Source organism: Streptosporangium sp. NPDC050855 (genome assembly GCF_044456585.1).
GTDB lineage: Bacteria > Actinomycetota > Actinomycetes > Streptosporangiales > Streptosporangiaceae > Streptosporangium > Streptosporangium longisporum.
In genome coordinates, this window is sequence record NZ_JBITFY010000018.1 from 15,288 (window position 1) to 31,813 (window position 16,526).

Here is a 16,526-nt window from a genome sequence, read left to right on the forward strand (position 1 = left end):
TCCTACGCTCCTGGTGCCCCATCGGTGACGATCGTGGTGGATGCCGATGATGATTACCACATCATCCGCGCCGCCCTGGGGGCGCACGATGTGGCCAAGGGTGTGCTCACGGTGCATCCCACGGTCGGCATCTCTGCGATGGCGGCACTGGCCCAAGACATTTTGGTCGCACTGGGTAAACTACCGACAGCGGTGGTGAAAGAGCCTCTCACGGCCACCGCGATGTGGATGACTACCACGGCGTGGGTCATTGGGATGGACATCCGACAGCTGGTGATCTTGCGGGCTCATCGGTTGCCTCGCCCGGCTTTGGCCCGGCTGGTGCAACTGGCCGCGGATGCCAACACGTCGTTGACTTTGGTCTGGCATGCTCGGCCGCCCGCGACATGGGAAGGTCTGCTGCCGACGGCGACCATAAGAATCTTGCAGGCAGGCGCCGCACCGGTTGCGGCTGACGAGCAGCAGCCACCCGTTGCCGCGTTTGCTGATGCGCCTGAGCAACAATGTTCACCCTTGATGAGTAAACAGCGGCAAGAGCAGGCTCGCTTGGTGATGTGCCAGGCATTGCCCGAGGTACCACAGAGCAACGTGTTGCATTTTCGCGCCAATGCCTTCCGGGCGCTGAGCCGTGAGGACTTCGCGCGCGTGGACTTGCTCTACACCTCAGCTATGGACGCCACGTGTGCCTTTTTGTCGGCTCATCCGGACTACTGCAAGGAGATCCAAACCAGCGCCGGTGCCGACCTCCATGACGATGGCAAGGAGAGCGGCGATCGTGACGTGCCGGATGGTCAAGTCGCTGAGAGACTCAAGTTCGCTCTTGATGACCTAGCGGTACAGATCGGTGGCTTGCCTTCGGCGTCGGCGTCTTTGCCGCGGCCTTGGGAGGACAGCGAAGCGATCGCGCGTTTCGTCACGGAACTCGTCGTCGCTGCGCCCTCCCATGCGCATACCGTCGCGCTTTTACATGGTGCGCAAGCAGGCTTCCTGTTGCACGGAATTCATCTTGTTATTCCTGCTGATCCGGAAAAGCTTGGCGGTCCAGGTTTTGTTGATCCACCGCTCACGCCAGCGGTTGCTGAGCAGATCCGTAGTCACATTATTGATCCGGTGCGGGCGGGTGCTTTGACGGCGTTCTTGGCGACTGGCCTTTCGGCTTGGTGGCTGAGTCTGATCTCCATGTGCAGACTAGAGCCAGATGCCTCCATTCTGCGCGCGTACACGCCATTTAAGATAAGCTACCCGATTCCATTGTGGGCAAGGGATCTGCTGGCGGCGGCGCGCGCGTTCGCCGTCTTACAGAACTGCGACGACGATGAACGTTTCCTGGCTACGGGTATCGGCGTGGGAGGAAAGACCCTGGCCGACACTGCGCAACGATGTGGCCTCAACCTCCAAGAATTCATGTTGGACCGCCATCGCGACGATTGGCGTCTGCAAATGCGCTGCTTTTGGGTGGCGTTACCGTTTCATCCTCGCGATCATGCGATTCGCAGGTCCCCGGCGTGTACCTGAATTTTTATCATTACGCACTCGGGAGGATTTCTGATGTCCCAGCAAATTGACAGCACCCTCATTTGGAGTCGAGCCGCTGAGATGAATGGGACAGGAGGAGCGAACTATACTGAGCTTGTTTCCTTGCTTACCCGAAAGCAGCCTGATGAGTCAATCGAGTTAGGTAAGCTCTCCGGCGAAACGATGCTGAACCTGCAGCACTTACTAGGTCTGACGGCAGAGGAACTGCTGCCGGGAATCGACACTGTTGCCGCGAAGTCTCTTGTGCGAGAGCGTAAGGACGGCAGATCACTCCATGTTGCGCTGACGCATTTCGGCCCTCTCTCCAATGAAGAGATCATCTCCGTCTTCGACTGGAGCATGGAGAGATTAGAAACTGCCTTTAGAGTACTGGAAGAGCTTTTAACCGAGACTGGAAGACAGGTGCAGCGCAGCGGAGCTGTGTTATCGCTGCGCGAGGAGAAGTATGCACTGTCGAAGGCGGTGACGGACGCGCTGAGAGCCCGTCGTGACTGGTCGCTTCCTGTCCTTGCACAGGAGGCGTGCCTGTTGGTCACCGCATTGCGTCCATCACCTCCTCACACGCATGGTGCTGTCGAACTTCCCGCCTGCACGATCACCGAGTTGATTGAGCGCGGCATCGCGGCGCCCTACGGCCGGGCTACCTCCAAAAATGATGATCGTGGTGTTGCTCACACCTCCCGGGGGGAAAGCCTGCCGTTCGTGCTGCATCCCGATGTCATGTTCGCCTTCAGCCCGGGTGAGCCGTCCATGCCCGATGAGGCTATGGACACCTGTGCCGATCACCACTCGGCCCCGTCGTGATCGGCTGCCTTCGAGCCTTGTGCGCTGACTCGCCGATTCGATTCTCGCGCCCGCCATGGCGGCACCGATGAGCGGACCTGGTCATGGGCGCAGCGTCGCTACCGGCGCCCACCTGCCGCTCGTGGACTCCGACGCCGAAGCGGCGCTTGATCTGGCCACGCGGGCAACAGCTGATTGGTTAGCTGGCAAACAGGACAACACCCGCATCGCCCATCTGGAGGATGTACGCAGCTGGCTCAGTCACTGCCAGGACGGGCGCGTGAACCCGTTGAGGGCGACCCCTTGGGACATCATCTGGTGGATCAAGGGTCTCGAGCGCAGTGCTGCAGCGGTACCGGTGGGCAAGCGCGTGGCGAGCGTGCACTCGTGGTATGCACATCTGCTGCACCAGCGGATCTGCAGGCGTGACCCCACCGAGGGGGTGCAGTTGCCGTCGGCTGAGCCGCTGCGTCCGCGGGTGCGCGCTCACACCATGATGGCCAGCGCGGTGCTGGTCGACTACGCCGACGCGTGCGCATCCGAGTGCGGCACCGAGACGGCCGACGAGGTAGCCGCTGAGAGGGCCTGGCGCGATGCGGCCTTGTTGGCGGTGTGGTTTTACACCGAGATCGCGCCGCCGGCGTTGCTGGCTGTTGAGCTGAGCGCGCTGACGTCCACCCTGGGTGGATTGCGGCTGGTGAAGCCCGACGACGGTGAGGCGGTGGTCTTGGCCGAGCACGCCGATCGGCTAATGCGCGGTTATCTGGAACGGCGCGGAGCCAGGCTGCGACAGCGCTGGGGGCAGCTGCGCGGGCCGCTGCTGGCTACCACTCCCGCGGAAGAGGGTGGTTTGGTCGACCTTCCGCTGACCGGCACGCGCGTGCTTGCCATCTTGCGCGCTCTTGCCAACCACTGCGGTCTGCCGCATCGTCCCCGGCTAAGTCCTGGTGGTGCTGCCGTGTCCAGCCGAAACGGCAGACGTGGCCAGGCAGGTGGTCACGGCGCAGGCGAGGCGGCAGTGGTCACCTCGGGCACCTTGTCGATCATCGATCGGTGAAGAGGGCAAGGAGTCGCCAGCGCCATGCCGTCGATGTGATCGGGTCGTTCGGTCGTCCAAGGGGGGGCGGTCGCTGGTCACTGGCCGGTGACGGCCGGTGGGGCCGGTGCGGGGGCGTCGGTCAGCAAGAGCGCGAACAGCATGTCGGGGTGAAGCCCCGTAGGGGTGAGATACCCATCAGGGCCGTCAGTGTCGCGTGTCGGCGGATCGGGCTGCGGTGGATGGCTGGTGGCGTGACCTGGGGGTGGCTGAAGCTGGCCGCAGGTGGTCGGTGGGGCATGAGCGTGCACGGCGGCCACGATCAGGCCTGCGCTGTCGAGGGTGAGCGGATTGGCGCACCGGCGGATGCCGGGCAGGCTGTCGCCGGCTTGAGGGCTGGGAGAGCGGCTGGCGATCACGTATCCGCGTGAGTCGCGGATCAACACGAACGGGGTGTGCTGCAGGTGCTGCTGGAGTGCCTCCAGGGCGGCGTAGACGCGCTGCAAAGGCCAGCCAGTGATGATGGAGAGGGTTTCGGCGCTCACTGCGGCGGGGCGCGAGCGGGGGACGAGCAGAGTTTCGATGATGTCGCTGTCGGTGCCGAGCTCTACCTCCGTGCTGCCGCAGGAGGAGGTGATCAGGTCAGCGGGGTGCACTCCCAAGGCGGTGGCGATGTCGGACAGCCAGGTGAGCGTCACCCGCTCGGGGGCAAGCACCCGCTGCAGATCGCGGGGATGGATGCCGATCTCGGTGACGAAGCTGGTGTTGTCCCAGCCGAGGTCGTTAGCCCGGGACTCGATCAGGGTGAAGTCGAGGGCGCAGTGGATGCGGGCGCTGGTCATGGCCGCTCCTGGTGAGGGGAGGCCGGTTGCCGGTCGGCGTCGAGGTGTCGTTGGTGCAGCGCGGGGCCGATGTGCCAACAGCCGGTGAGGTAGTGCCAGGGACGCTCAAGCGGCGCATCGAGGTGCAGTTCGACGTCGCAGGCGCGAGCGGCCGGCTCCAGCAGGGCCCCGTCACGACCGATGAGCGTGGCGAACCTCTTGCCGATGCGGGCAGAGCTCATCCGGCGAAACAGTGCACCGGCCTGCAGCAGGTCGCGACCATGGTCAGGGATGGCGTAGCGGTAGTTTCCCCTGCGCAGCCGCCGGGCGTCATCGTCGACCGTCTGTAGAGCCATCTGGGCCACTTCGTGTGAGGGCTCACCGGTGAGCAGTGCGGTGGCGAGCGCGGTGGCGATGAGGGGATGGGCGATCTGGCTGCGGATCCGATGAGCGGCCGAGCGGGTAAAGGAGGATCGGCCAAAACCTGGTCCGTGTGCCGTCGACAGGTCCTCTGGAGGACTCAGCAGCAGCCCGTGCAGCAAGAACGCCGCCTGGGCTCCCCGGATGCGCGCAATGCTGTGGCCGGGGGTAGGCGCGTCGCTGACCAGGCCGGATAAGAATACCTGCAGGCCGACGCTGTCACTCCAGGGGCGCACGGAGCGGTCGGAAACGTCGGCGAGTGAGGAGGTGGCTTCTACCATGGGGGTTCGTCCGAGGAGATGATCGACGAGGGTGGAGGCTTTCGAAGCCTCAAAACTGATGCCGATGTTGTTGAGGGCAAGGGCGGTCTTGTGGGAGGCGTGCTCGTCATGGGCGCTCAGCCAGCGGCAGGCATTGTGTAGTCCCCGGCGATATTCGGTGTCGAGGCGAGCGAACGCGGTGGCGCTCAAGCACCGATAGGCATTGGCTCGATACCACGGTAGCGGTGCCGCCACGACCTCGGGCAGCGGCGTCGCCGGCTCGTCTGCGTCGATGGGTGCCTTGGTGATGGGTCTTTCTGGCAGGAGGTGGGGGTCGCAGCTGATGTGATGCTCGATTTCCGCTAACTGCTGCTGCAGCGCTGGTGCGATATCGCCGTGGTGATGGATCAACATCAGGTGCACGCCGGTCAGGGCGCGCAGGTGAAGCAGACGCTGCCAGCGACGGGGGGTCATCCGATGAGCTCGCAGCACGATCACCGTGGTGACGCCTCCAATGCGCGTCCAGGTCGCCGCGGCCGCCCAGGCGGAGGCTGCATTGGACAGGTGCTGCACGTTCAGCTGCGTGGCCCGTTTGCCCAGGGCGATCAACACGTCATGGGCCAAGATCTGGTCGTCGGTGACGGCGGTGGTCGGATGCACCGTGATACAGCCGTGCTCGGGGGCATGCGCGGCCAGAGCTGCGTCGGTGACGGCGCGGTCGTCGTGAGGATCGAGCACGATGGTCACGGCCGGAGCGCGCACTGCGCAGGCAGTCGCGGTCGAGGTCGCGGAGGGGTCGTCGGCTGATGATAGGGGGCGCGTGTTCGACATCGGGTGCTCTCCTTCATGCCCAGATGTGACCGGCTGCCTGGGTAGATGCGTCGACCGCCCGCAGGCTGGGCGGTCGACGGCTCAAAGGAGTCCGGTTGCCTCGGGTCGCGATGGTTAGGCTGGTGTGCGCCGGCAGCTGCTCGGTGACGGGCACGGACCACCTCGGCATGGGGTATCTCTGATCACCTGGTTATCTGGAGTAACTCTATGGAAGTGAACAACGCCGGTGACAGCGGCGCCACCGATTCGGTGAAATCTCCGGCCTTTCTGCTGCCGCCTTCGACCGCGGCGGCGATCGATCTGCTCAGCCGCCGCTGGATCTTGCAGGTCCTGTATCTGTTGTGTCAGGGCGAGGCTCGCTTCAGTCAGCTGGTTCGGGCGGTACCGGGCCTTTCGGGGCGGGTACTGACCGAGCGTTTGCGTGAACTCGCCGACCAAGGGCTGGTGCGGCGCATCGTCGAGGACGGGCCGCCCACCCGGATCACCTACTGCCTGACCGAGCAGGGGGCCGCCCTGCGCGCCGCTTTCGATCACATCGATGCCTGGGCGGCCACGCATCACTCTGTTCGCGCTTCCTGACCTGCCCGTCCCACAGGCTTAAAATCCTTTGTGTTTCCAGAGGTCACACATCCCGCTGTGGTACCGCGGCGCTTTGCTAGATGGCGATGCGGGCCAGGTCGAAGACTTCGGTGGGGGAGATCTCGCGATCCCACGGAGTGGCCGCCTCGGTCAGGAAGCGCACCGCCCGCAGCAGCGCGTACGGAGCCTCGGGACGTCCGGCCGCGTGCAGGACCCGCCAGGGCGAGCGCACCGTTGTGGCGATCATCAGCCGTGGCTCGGCGCACGAGCCGACACCCGCGCCCCGGACCTGGGCCGGAGTGTGAGCTTGGATCTGGGTTTGGGTCAAGATGCCCACGTGCTGCCAAAACGCCAGCAGATCAGCCATGGTCTCCACCTCCGGGTGACCACAGGCCTGTACAAGGGCGGAAAAGCCGCTGTCCCAGCGGTCCCAGTTGCGCTCATCGCCGATCATCTGCAGCCGCAAGGTATGGATGCCGGGATATTCATCCAGTTCGGGCACATCGCCGACGGCCGGCAGGTGGTCCAAGGGGGGCTGAATGCCGTCCCAGACGCTGGAGGCCAGCCACTGCTCAGCATCGGCCCACCGCTCAGGGCTGTGAGCCGCGGCGTGCGCGGCGATCTCCTGCGGCGAGGCGCACGGGGCATCGAGGAAGGCGCGGATGATCTCACCGGCGCGGGGACAGATGGTCAGCCACCCGCTCTCGTGCACCCCGATGATCGGGTGAGGAGCGTCCGCCGGTCGCGAAAGGTCAGGGTGGGTGAGGGTGATCTGGGAGGGGCGCGGTGGCAGGGTGGGCAGCTCCACCCGGTGGGGGCGCCGGCCGTAGCGGTCGATCCAGTCATGGGCCAGGGCCACCCGCTGGCACTCGATCGCATCCTCTTCGGCCTGGCGGACCTTCTCGCGAGCCTCGCGCAACTGTTCGCGGCGCTGTTGTTCGGCGGTGGTCAGATGTACGTGGCAGTGTTCGGCGCCGATGCCGGTGAAGATGCGCTTGGCGCAGCGCTCCCCTTTGACGTTGGTGCCGGCGCATTGGGCGTGCGGGAACAGGTCGGGGCGGGAGGCCTCGCGCAGTGCCTGCAGGTGCTCGGCGGGGATGTCGGGTTTGGCGGGGGCGTACATCTCCGGGATGACCGTCTGCGGGTCGCTGCCGGCTTCGCGGGCTTGGGCGAACACCGAGCGCGGGCTTGGCACTCCGCTGCTCCAGGAGGGGGCCAGAGGTAGGCGGGCTTCGACGATGACGCCGGCGTGCGCGGCGTTGATCAGTGCCTGGGTGGCCTCGTGCTGGAGGGACAGTTCCTCGGTGAGGTTGAGGCGTGCGCCGTGGATGAGGGAGAGGATGGAGTTGATCTCCCAGGACAGCTGGGCGGCTTGGACCAGCAGCCAGGCGGGGGAGTGGCCGCCGTGGTGGTTGCGGCGCGGCAGGGCGATCGTGCGGGCGGGACGGCGCGACTCCGTGGTGATCATCGTTGCCTCTTCAGGGTGTGCCGGGGCGAGCAAAGCAATCGCTGTCAGCTTTTCGCTGCCGGGGTGCGGGTGCTGATCACCCTCCGCTATATGTACCAAACTTGGTACAGACCTTTGAGGATCATGCACGCCACCGTGGGTGAGTGCCCGCCCCGACCACGCCACGCCTCGCTGAGCTGCGCAGACAGTTCGGCCTGCGGCTGCGCGATGTGCGGGAAGGACAAGGGCTCAGCCAGGAACGCCTGGGAGAACTCGCCGAGGTCGACCGCAAGACCATCAACCGCATCGAGAACGGCATGTACAGCCCTCGGCTGGACAGCGTCTTCCAGATCGCCGATGCTCTGGAAATTTCGGTGAGAGAGCTGTTCGACAGCGGCGAGGTCCTGCATGCGGAGTAAGACCAGAGCGGGGATCCCGGTCGTTGACGGGGGCGCCAGGCGATAGCTCACAGGGCGCGACTGATCAGGTTCACAACAGAGGTATAGCCTGCATGCCTGCCGCAGGCTACGGCGATCAGCCGATCAGATGACGAGTGGACACCATCGTAAACCTCCAGATCGGCTCAATGATCGCCTGACGGCTTTTACCTGCAGGGCGGTCGTTATCTAAGTACCGCGCGTGCCCTTCCCCGCCCTTTCGGCTGGAGTTGGCCCAAGGCCAGGTAGTTAGCGTTTTTGCGGCCTTGGCAAGGGAGTCTGCGAGTGCGTCGTGGCGGTGTAAAGGCCGGAACCGATCTTGAGAATGAGTCCGCTTTCGGCCCATCGTGAGAGCTGCCGGTACATGGTGCCTAGGGTGATGTCGCCCAGGTGGTGGGCGATATCGCGGGGCCGCCAGGAGCGACTGGGATCTTGCTGGAGCAGGGCCAAAACCTGTTGTCTGCGGCGGTCGGTCAGTGCGGTGAGCCGGTCGCCTCGGGATACCGCGGGAAGGGGGGGCCTGCGAGGGCGGAGCCGTAAGGATGGCGATGGACAAAGCGGTGACGGGGCGGCTTCGATCGGGGCGGCCGTCGTCGAGTCGGTCGTTGTAGCGGGAGATCGGTGACTTGACCTTGCGGGTGCTCACCCGCAGGCGGCGGGGCGGGAGCAAGTTGGCCAGGACACGGCGCCCGATAGCCCCGACCAGAGCGATGCCGCAGGAGGTGATGCCGGCGGCCCGGACGATCAGATCGCGGGCCGTGTGCAGGGCGATGGAAAAACCGCAGCGGTCCGGATCGGTGCCGGGCCGAGACTCGGCGGCGTCGACCATCACCGTACGAAGGAGCTGATAAAGCGTCAGCATTGACCACATCTCCTGCTCAAGCCCAGCGGGGTCGCCCGAGCGCAGTACCCGCCCCTGCATGATGGTGTGACGCAGCGCGTAGTAGGCCGACTCGTGTTCCCACCGCTGGTGGTAGAGGGCGACCAGGGCCGCGGCCGGATAGCGGGCCGCGTCGGTCAAAGTGGTGACCAGGCGGTAGGAGCCGGTGAAAGTGGTGCCGTCCGCGCAGGTCACGGTTATGCGAGCCTCGACGATGCGGATCTGCAGGGTGCCGATCGTTGACAGGTAGGAGCCGTCGGCGAGCAGGGTCAGAACGGGGGTGCGCCGGTTGCTGCGCAGCCGGCCCAGGGCCTGTGCGCCGGTGGCACTGACCTGGGTGAGAAAGGCGTTGTTGTCGAAGCCTTTGTCCCATAACACGAGCATGTCCGGGGTGAGCAGGTGCGGCAGGCGCCGGGCATAGCCGGTCTCGCCTTCGCTGGTGGGGCCGAAGATCGCGCCGATCAGGGCTCTTGTTCCGGTCTCGATGAGGGTCATCAGCTCCAGTTGGGGGTGGCCGCCGCGGCTTGGGCTGCCGAGCCAGGCCCGGTTGCGGGCGGTGTCGGGGGCCTTGAGTGAGCTGCAGCCGTCGAAGGAGACCGTGCGGTAGGGCCCGAATCGCACCCCGGGAGTTGAGGGTTGGGCCAGCGGTCCGCACAGCACCTCGAACAGTCTGCGCATCGGTGCGGTGCCGACCCTGCGGCGCAGGTCACGCAGGGCTTTGGCGGTGGGCATCACGACGGGCAGGGCGGTCAGCGAGGCCGTCAACTTTTGCCAGACCAACTGGTAGCCGATCTCGGGGAACAGGCACATGGCCAGCGGGAAGTAGACCCCGACCCGCGAGGGCAGACAACGCAGTCGGCGCTGCACTTTGCGTGTCTCGTGAAGGACCGCATCGACGAGTTCGAACGGCACGAGCGCGGTCAGCTCACCCAAGTGCCCGGGCGCGAACACCCCTTCGGTTGCTGGCCAGGGTGGGTTACTCGTCTTGATAGCGCTGGACACAGCAGTCCTGGCAGACTCAGTGATCAACGGAGATCCAGTTCTTCGACGGCTGGTTATGGAAGATCACCTGTCTACTGGATCTCCGTTCCCGCGTCCCAGGGATTCACGTGCTTGACAGCGCCACGAGCGCCTTAACTACCCGGCCTTGGGGCAACTCCAGGCCGTCTGGACCAGCCGCTGCCCCGGCTACCAACGGCCACTCTAGCCACCTAACAAAGCACTGCTAGGCGGGGCCGACGGCACTGCGAACCTCGCGATGCTCCGCCAGGTCTCGATACGTTTGGTACCCGTGCAGCGTGGCGGCAGGCGTCTGGCAGCCACTCAGTAGCAGGACGCGGGTCGTTTGGTCAATCCGCAATATGCCCCGGGCAGGCACTGTAGGGACGGCAGAAGTCAGCGTAGGTTGAGCGCGGTGCGCAGGGTGGTGAACAGCTGAGTCTGATCCGTAGTGCCGAGCACCCTGTGGGCTTGAGGCCCTTGGGCTGCAATGCGGACCTGTACGCCGCTGTGTTCTTGTCCCTCCTCGCCCGCGTGCGTGCCGTAACTGACCTTCATCGGCGCGCCCTCGTCGGTGATCAGTGTTGCGGACAGTCCTGCGGGTCTGGCCGCCATCGGCACGATCTGGCTGCTGTGCCCGTGGTCGGCGGTGGTGATGACGAGAGTGTCCGGATGGCGTGCGGTGTACTCCCGAGCTGCCTTAACGGCTTGGTCAAAGGCGACGGTCTCACCGATCTGACCGCAGGGGTCAGCGTCGTGGTTCTGTTTGTCGATGGAGGCACCCTCCACCTGGAGGAAGAAGCCTTTACCCGGACCCTTCTGCCGTGCCCGGGCCTCCAGTAGCGTGATCGCCCTTCTGGTCAGCTCTTCGAGACTCGGGATGTCCTCGAGACGCTTGCGGTTGGCCACACAGCGCTGGGGTGCGGTGCCTTCGGCCGTGGCGGGCGCTCCGATCCAGGCAACTGGCAGTTCCTCTCGTGCGAACAGGCCGAGCACCGGTCGCCCGGGGCGCACGGCGCCCAGAGCCCTGGCGTCCGTTACCACCTGGAAGCCGCGTTGACGGGCACGGTCGAGGACGGTGGCGCCATGATCGGGACCCTCTGTGATGGTCTGTTCGAAGCGCTGTCTGCCGCCGCCGAGGAGCACGTCGACGCTGTGGGCCACCGTCTGTTCCGCAATGGATCCGGGGCCACCCGCCGCCCGGGTGTCCGCCGGGCATCGCTCCATGTCGGCGGGGCCCTGGCAACTGCGGTCGGTGACGTGTGAGGTGAGCGCGGCGGGGGTGGCGTCGGTGAGTTCGGCGGTGGTGACGCTGCCGGTGGCGAGTCCGCTGCGCTGGGCGAGCTCTAGGATCGTGGGGACGCCGCGGTTGGTGTCGGGCGTCTTGGATACTCGGTCGTTGACCGTCTTGTGGCCGGTGGCCCAGGCGGTCGCGCTCGCTGCTGAGTCGGTGACGTAGTTGGGTCTTCCCTGCTTGTCCACGGAGTAGGTGGTGTACGTTCCGGTCATCGGGAAGCGATCCAGGTGGAGTCGGCCGGCCGCCCCGACCGTGTAGTTGCGTGCGAGGGTGATCTCGGAGTCCCCCATTCCATCACCGACCAGAAGGATCACGTTGCGTGCTGCTGGGGCGCCCCGGTCGGTTTTGCTTGATGCTGTGGCGGGCCCCGTCGTAATGCCGATGACGAGAAGGGTGGCGCCTGCCAGGGCTCGCCGAGTGTAAGGGACGGTCCCATCTCCCCTGTGTTGCACGGTTTCGAACCTCCGCTGATGTGGTATTCGCGTGACGAATTTATTCTGAGTAGTAATGCAAAGCGAAAAACAGCAATAGTTACAATGCGCGTGCAATGCCGTCAAGCCGCTCTGAATCGGTCATGCCAATTAATGCCTCGACGGCTGTCTTTAAGACTTAAATGCGCGCCAAGCCGTAAGGGTGACCGAAAAGGGATTATCTTCAGACAGTGAGGACGCCGAAGCCGACGGTGATATCGACGTACGTCTCGCCCTTGCGAAGTTGAAACAGTACGAGAAGTGTCTGCCGCCCGGGAATGGGCCTTGCGTCGGTGTGTGCTGACAGCATGTGACAGCGGCGGACCGCGTCGACCGCATGGTCCAAGACGCGGGATGGCGGCGATAGGAAGAAGCAATGGAGAAGACCTCGAAATTTCCGGAGTGTCGTTGCTCCTAGTTGGCAAACCACTACTAAGAGCTTCTGTATTTGCAGGGCAAACCACTGTCGACAACGAGCTTACAAACTTTCGCTTCAGGTTGAAAAACGCTCAATTTTAGATTTACCATTGCTCGCGGCGGTTCCTACAGAGCAGCAATGCGAGCAAGGGGGAAACGTGGGGCAGACCTCCCCAGACCGGCTCGCGTCGCAATGGCCACGCGACGTGGAAGCGCAAGAAGAGTCGGACGCCAGAGTTCGGATCCTGCTAGCAGAGGATAGAGATGTATATCGAAACGGGTTGTTCGTCCTGCTTTCTGAAATCACCGATGCCGAAGTGGTGGGCACCGCGGTCGACCGGGAGGAACTGGTTCACCAGTCGGCCCGGTTGATGCCGGATGTCGTCGTCGCGGGGTCCTCCCTGGTGCTCCCCGACGGTCTCGCGGTGGTCAGTCGGCTGCCCAGCACCGTCTCCGGTAGCACCGTCATGGCGGCCGAGTACGACACGGACGAACTTCTGTGCGCCGCGCTCGCGGCCGGGGTGCACAGCTACGTTCCGCTCAGCGCGCCGCGCGAGGACTTCGATGCCGCGGTCCAAGCCGTCGCCGCGGGCGGCGCCTTCCTGCCGACCGATGTCACCCGCCGTCTCGTCAGGAATTTCCATCTGGTGCCCCGCCGTACGGCCAGACCGGCGGAGCTGGAGCTTCTCAGCGAACGAGAACGGCAGGTGCTCCTTCTCGTTGGAGATGGCCGCAGTAACCGGGAGATCGCCCGCACGCTCAAGGTCGGTGAGGCTACGGTTAAGAGCCACGTCTCACGCATCCTCGCCAAGCTTGAGCTGCGTGACCGGGTCCATGCCGCCCAGCTGGTGTGGCGGCTCGGCCTTGACGTCCCGTGTCTTCTGCCGCAGTCATGAGATCTGCCGGAGCGGGCTCGATGTCACAGCGACCCATGTCACCGTCTCTCCTTGAAACTCTCCAGGAGTTCCGCGTACACCTGCCGGTAGGTGATGCTGAATCGATCGGCTGGAGTATGCACCTGAAAGTGAAGGTCCAAAGGCGCCTCGACAGGCCACTGGTTCTCCACGATGGGGTGGTCTTCCTCGAAGACCTGCCGTTCGAAAGCGAGAACGTCGGTCAGTTCGGCCCCCTGCGCGGCCGAGCTGGCGTCCGTGCCCGCCAGCCAGAACTGCCGTACTTTCAGTCCGTCCGCCGAGATGGGGGTGGCCGCCTGCGCGACCAGCCGGCGTCCGCCGGATGGCGAGGAGACGCAGATCGAGGCGAACACCGGCAGTGTGATGCGGTAGTCCAGCCGATGGCTGAACTCCTCGGGCACCCCTTCGGAACCCAGCGAGGAGGACCAGCCGAGCCGCCAACCGTCTCGGCTGACGCGGTAGGGCTCCACCACCTTGTCCACGTGGCCCATCGAGGCTGCATGCACGAAGGGAAAGTGGGCCTTGTCGCGGAAGTTCTCGGTCAGCAGCCGCATCCCGCAGTTCAGGGTGTACGGCTCACCCGCACCGAGCCGCCAGCCGTCGTTGACGTACTCAGGCAGCCGTGGCAGGGGCAGGAAGGGGTCGTCCAGGCAACTCCACACCAGGCCGTAGGCGATCTCGGCGGGATAGGTGCGCAGCGCTGCGTGCGGTCTGCTCCTGCTCGGGGCCAGCGAGGGAATGCGCGTGCACCGCCCGCTGCCCGCTTCGAACAGCCAGCCGTGGTACGGGCATTCCAGCTCCCCCTCGCGCAGCTTCCCGAGCCGTAGCGCCACCCCCCGGTGCGGGCAGAAGCCCTGCGCGACGGTGACGGAACCCCCGTCCCCGTAGAGCACGAGTTCCTCACCGAGGATGCTGCCGCTCGCGACGCCGTTCTCCAGGTCGGAGACCCGGGCGACCGGGAACCATATGTGCCGCAGCATCTCGTGTTCGATCGAATCCATCGTCACACCCCTGTTGTGAATGACTCGACTCGCCGGCGCGCACCAGTCGTCAGCCGGCCAACGCTTAAGAAGTGGAGAGTTCGCCCACCATGGGAATCATTGAGACGCACCGCAACCTGCTGAGCCAGCTGCTGCTCGAGGACACTGCGGCCGAACTCACCGTCTACGAAGGGCAGTTCCATCATGTGGTGATCGGCTCGGACCGGGTGGTCTGCTTCGCCCGCACCGAGGCGGCCGCGAAGCGGCTGCCCGAGAGGGCGGCCGTGTTGCGCACTCTCGCCGGGATCGATCTTGGTTTCCGCACCCCGCAACCGCTTGCCGAGGGTGGCGCCCAGGGCACGGACGAACCGCCGTACCTGGTGCTGAGCCGGATCCCTGGAGCACCGTTGCAGGACGACGCGCTCGACGACCCCGAGACGGCCGAGACGGTGGCCCGGCAGTACGTCACGCTGCTCTGCGGGCTCGCGGCCGCGGGCCGGGAGGAGAAGGTGCGTGCCGCGCTGCCGGTGGCTCCCGTGGACGAATGGCAGGAGTTCGCCTCGGGAGTGCGTGCCGAACTGTTCCCGCTGATGGCCGCCAGCGGTCGGGAGCGTGCCGAACGCGAGCTCGCCGCCCTCGATGCCCTGCCCCATCTCGCCTCCGCCGTGGTTCATGGCGACCTCGGCGGCGAGAACGTCCTGTGGGAGACGGTGGACGGGGTGCCGCGTCTGAGCGGCGTCGTCGACTGGGATGAGGTCGGCATCGGCGACCCGGCCGAGGACCTGGCCGCGATCGGGGCGAGCTACGGCGACGAACTGCTCAGCCGGGTGCTCGCGCTCGGCGGTTGGGCCAGCGATGGAACGGCTGAGCGCATCTCGGCGATCCGCGGCACCTTCGCCCTGCAGCAGGCTCTCTACGCGCGGCGCGACGGTGACGAGGAGGAGCTCGCCGACGGCCTCAGCGGCTACCGGTAGAGCCCGCGAGGCCGGGTGCCGGCAGGACCGCGAGGTCAGGCGCATGCCTGGCCTCGCGGCGCCGTGACCTGCCGCTCCCACCAGCGCCACCCGCTCTCGGGCAGCGTGGACAGCGGATCGTAGAAAGGGTAACGGCGGGTCAGCGCGTCGGGATCGTCGCGCTCGATGACGGTGTGGTAGTTCTTCGTCCAGTACGAGATGCCCCGCTCCCGGTCGTACTCGACGGCCTGGTGCACCCACCTCTTGCCGACGTAAGGCACGTCGCAGACGATACGCGGAGTGGCGTAGCCCGGCAGATAGCCCATGATCGCGTGCTGAAGGTCTTGGGCGTCGGCGAGTGAGGTTCGCCAGTGCTCGGCGCCGGGCACCATGTCGCACATGTAGAAGTAGTACGGCAGGATGCTCGCCTCGCCCTGCAGCGCGAAGCACAGGTCGAGCAGGGCCGCCGCGCTGTTGTTGATCTCGCGCATCAGAACGCCCTGGTTGCGCACGTCACGGACTCCGGCGTCGAGTAGGGCAGTGGCGGCCTGTGCCACCAGAGGTGTCACCGACTGGACATGGTTGGCGTGGGTGTGGACTGCCAAATGGACGCCGCGCCGGGCGGCGACATCGGCAACGTTCTCCAGTCCCGCCACCAGCTGCGGCTGGAGCCAGTGCTGGGGCAGACCCACTAGCGCCTTGCTGGCGAGTCTGATGTCCCGGACGGAGTCGATCTCCAGCAGGCGTAGCAGGAACGACTCCAGCTGTGGCCACGACACGTTGGCCACATCTCCGCCGGAGACCACCACGTCCCGGACGGCCGGTGTGCGGCGCAGGTGGTCGAGGATCGCCGTTTGCCGGTCGGCGGGGCGCAGCGTCAGTCGTTGCTTGCCCATACTGGGCGTGGAGCCGCCGACGAGGTCCATTCGCGTGCAGTGCCCGCAGTACTGTGGGCAGGTGGTCACCAACTCGGCGAGCACCTTCGTGGGATAGCGGTGGGTCAATCCCTCGACCACCCACATCTCTGCCTCGTGCAGGGAGTCACGGGACGACAGGGGGTGACTGGGCCACCGAGGGTCGCGGTCGGAACGAACGGGGATCATGTACCGGCGTATCGGGTCGGTGTAGAAGGCGTCATGGTAACCGCCGGAGTCGGCGGGGGTTTTCGGCGCGATGGTGTTAAGCATCTGAGGGGTGATCAACATGGCCATGGTGGCCATATGTTTCTGGTCTTCCGCCAGGTCGTCGTAGAACTTGTCGTCGAGTCCGTCGCCGACCACGGCTCGTAACTGACGTGCGTTCTTGACGCAATGGGCCCTTTGCCACTGCGCGTCGTGCCACTGGGCGGCGGTGACCTCACGCCAGCCGGGCAGCCTGCGCCAGTCGGGCTCCACGAGTTCCCGGCGGCGGTAGTCGTACGGCTGAGGGCGGGATGTCTTCTCGTGTGAGGGCGGGGCGGTCGGCAT

The 16,526-nt window shown here is 65.5% G+C and carries 14 protein-coding genes; 7 read left to right on the forward strand and 7 right to left on the reverse strand.

From position 1 onward, the window contains the following. Positions 1 to 24: 24 nt before the first annotated feature. From ACIBCT_RS30370 to ACIBCT_RS30380, 3 genes are all read left to right on the forward strand, one after another. The gene (locus tag ACIBCT_RS30370) at positions 25 to 1,515 is read left to right on the forward strand and encodes a hypothetical protein (RefSeq protein WP_399194368.1); all 1,491 of its coding nucleotides are present in this window, start codon (positions 25 to 27) and stop codon (positions 1,513 to 1,515) included. A 33-nt stretch (positions 1,516 to 1,548) separates the two neighbouring features. Further along, on the forward strand, positions 1,549 to 2,340 hold the full coding sequence (locus tag ACIBCT_RS30375; protein ID WP_399194370.1) for a hypothetical protein: 792 nt from the start codon (positions 1,549 to 1,551) through the stop codon (positions 2,338 to 2,340). Between the two features lie 121 nt (positions 2,341 to 2,461). Continuing rightward, the gene (locus tag ACIBCT_RS30380) at positions 2,462 to 3,376 is read left to right on the forward strand and encodes a hypothetical protein (RefSeq protein ID WP_399194372.1); all 915 of its coding nucleotides are present in this window, start codon (positions 2,462 to 2,464) and stop codon (positions 3,374 to 3,376) included. 77 nt (positions 3,377 to 3,453) lie between these two features. On the opposite strand, the gene ACIBCT_RS30385 is transcribed toward ACIBCT_RS30380, so the two are convergent. Next, positions 3,454 to 4,197, reverse strand: coding sequence for a hypothetical protein (locus ACIBCT_RS30385; RefSeq protein ID WP_399194374.1), 744 nt, complete (start codon positions 4,195 to 4,197; stop codon positions 3,454 to 3,456). After that, on the reverse strand, positions 4,194 to 5,603 hold the full coding sequence (locus tag ACIBCT_RS30390; RefSeq protein ID WP_399194376.1) for a hypothetical protein: 1,410 nt from the start codon (positions 5,601 to 5,603) through the stop codon (positions 4,194 to 4,196). The genes ACIBCT_RS30385 and ACIBCT_RS30390 overlap by 4 nt, the downstream gene beginning before the upstream one ends. 291 nt (positions 5,604 to 5,894) lie before the next feature. Between ACIBCT_RS30390 and ACIBCT_RS30395 the strand changes: the two genes are divergently transcribed. Then, complete coding sequence (locus tag ACIBCT_RS30395) at positions 5,895 to 6,266, forward strand: winged helix-turn-helix transcriptional regulator (RefSeq protein WP_399194378.1); 372 nt, start codon at positions 5,895 to 5,897, stop codon at positions 6,264 to 6,266. Positions 6,267 to 6,342: 76 nt separating this feature from the next. Here ACIBCT_RS30395 and ACIBCT_RS30400 read toward each other — a convergent pair whose 3' ends face one another. Beyond that, positions 6,343 to 7,734, reverse strand: a complete 1,392-nt coding sequence (locus ACIBCT_RS30400; RefSeq protein WP_399194380.1) for a hypothetical protein — start codon at positions 7,732 to 7,734, stop codon at positions 6,343 to 6,345. Between the two features lie 143 nt (positions 7,735 to 7,877). On the opposite strand from ACIBCT_RS30400, the gene ACIBCT_RS30405 reads away from it, so the two are divergent. After that, positions 7,878 to 8,132, forward strand: coding sequence for a helix-turn-helix transcriptional regulator (locus ACIBCT_RS30405; RefSeq protein ID WP_399194382.1), 255 nt, complete (start codon positions 7,878 to 7,880; stop codon positions 8,130 to 8,132). 115 nt (positions 8,133 to 8,247) lie between these two features. Here the strand turns inward: ACIBCT_RS30405 and ACIBCT_RS30410 are convergent, their stop codons facing one another. Next, positions 8,248 to 10,032, reverse strand: coding sequence for an IS4 family transposase (locus ACIBCT_RS30410; RefSeq protein WP_399194384.1), 1,785 nt, complete (start codon positions 10,030 to 10,032; stop codon positions 8,248 to 8,250). Between the two features lie 393 nt (positions 10,033 to 10,425). After that, positions 10,426 to 11,640 carry an alkaline phosphatase gene (locus ACIBCT_RS30415; protein ID WP_399194386.1) on the reverse strand — a complete coding sequence of 405 codons (1,215 nt, stop codon included), beginning with the start codon at positions 11,638 to 11,640 and terminating at the stop codon, positions 10,426 to 10,428. Between the two features lie 854 nt (positions 11,641 to 12,494). Here ACIBCT_RS30415 and ACIBCT_RS30420 point away from each other — a divergent pair. Beyond that, a complete protein-coding gene (locus ACIBCT_RS30420; RefSeq protein ID WP_399194388.1) occupies positions 12,495 to 13,109 on the forward strand; it encodes a DNA-binding response regulator in 615 nt (204 codons plus the stop codon). 38 nt (positions 13,110 to 13,147) lie between these two features. Here the strand turns inward: ACIBCT_RS30420 and ACIBCT_RS30425 are convergent, their stop codons facing one another. Beyond that, complete coding sequence (locus ACIBCT_RS30425; protein WP_399194390.1) at positions 13,148 to 14,128, reverse strand: Rieske 2Fe-2S domain-containing protein; 981 nt, start codon at positions 14,126 to 14,128, stop codon at positions 13,148 to 13,150. Positions 14,129 to 14,199: 71 nt separating this feature from the next. Here ACIBCT_RS30425 and vph point away from each other — a divergent pair, with 71 nt between their 5' ends. Then, positions 14,200 to 15,081 carry a viomycin phosphotransferase gene (gene vph, locus ACIBCT_RS30430; protein WP_399194392.1) on the forward strand — a complete coding sequence of 294 codons (882 nt, stop codon included), beginning with the start codon at positions 14,200 to 14,202 and terminating at the stop codon, positions 15,079 to 15,081. A gap of 35 nt (positions 15,082 to 15,116) precedes the next feature. On the opposite strand, the gene ACIBCT_RS30435 is transcribed toward vph, so the two are convergent. Continuing rightward, a complete protein-coding gene (locus ACIBCT_RS30435; protein ID WP_399194611.1) occupies positions 15,117 to 16,526 on the reverse strand; it encodes a KamA family radical SAM protein in 1,410 nt (469 codons plus the stop codon).

What these genes read in the sequence shown, in the direction of transcription:
- ACIBCT_RS30375 (WP_399194370.1), top strand. Translation starts at nt 1,549, where the DNA reads ATGTCCCAGCAAATTGACAGCACCCTCATTTGGAGTCGAGCCGCTGAG.
- ACIBCT_RS30385 (WP_399194374.1), bottom strand. Translation starts at nt 4,197, where the DNA reads ATGACCAGCGCCCGCATCCACTGCGCCCTCGACTTCACCCTGATCGAG.
- ACIBCT_RS30395 (WP_399194378.1), top strand. Translation starts at nt 5,895, where the DNA reads ATGGAAGTGAACAACGCCGGTGACAGCGGCGCCACCGATTCGGTGAAA.
- ACIBCT_RS30400 (WP_399194380.1), bottom strand. Translation starts at nt 7,734, where the DNA reads ATGATCACCACGGAGTCGCGCCGTCCCGCCCGCACGATCGCCCTGCCG.
- ACIBCT_RS30425 (WP_399194390.1), bottom strand. Translation starts at nt 14,128, where the DNA reads ATGGATTCGATCGAACACGAGATGCTGCGGCACATATGGTTCCCGGTC.
- ACIBCT_RS30435 (WP_399194611.1), bottom strand. Translation starts at nt 16,526, where the DNA reads ATGCCGACCGCCCCGCCCTCACACGAGAAGACATCCCGCCCTCAGCCG.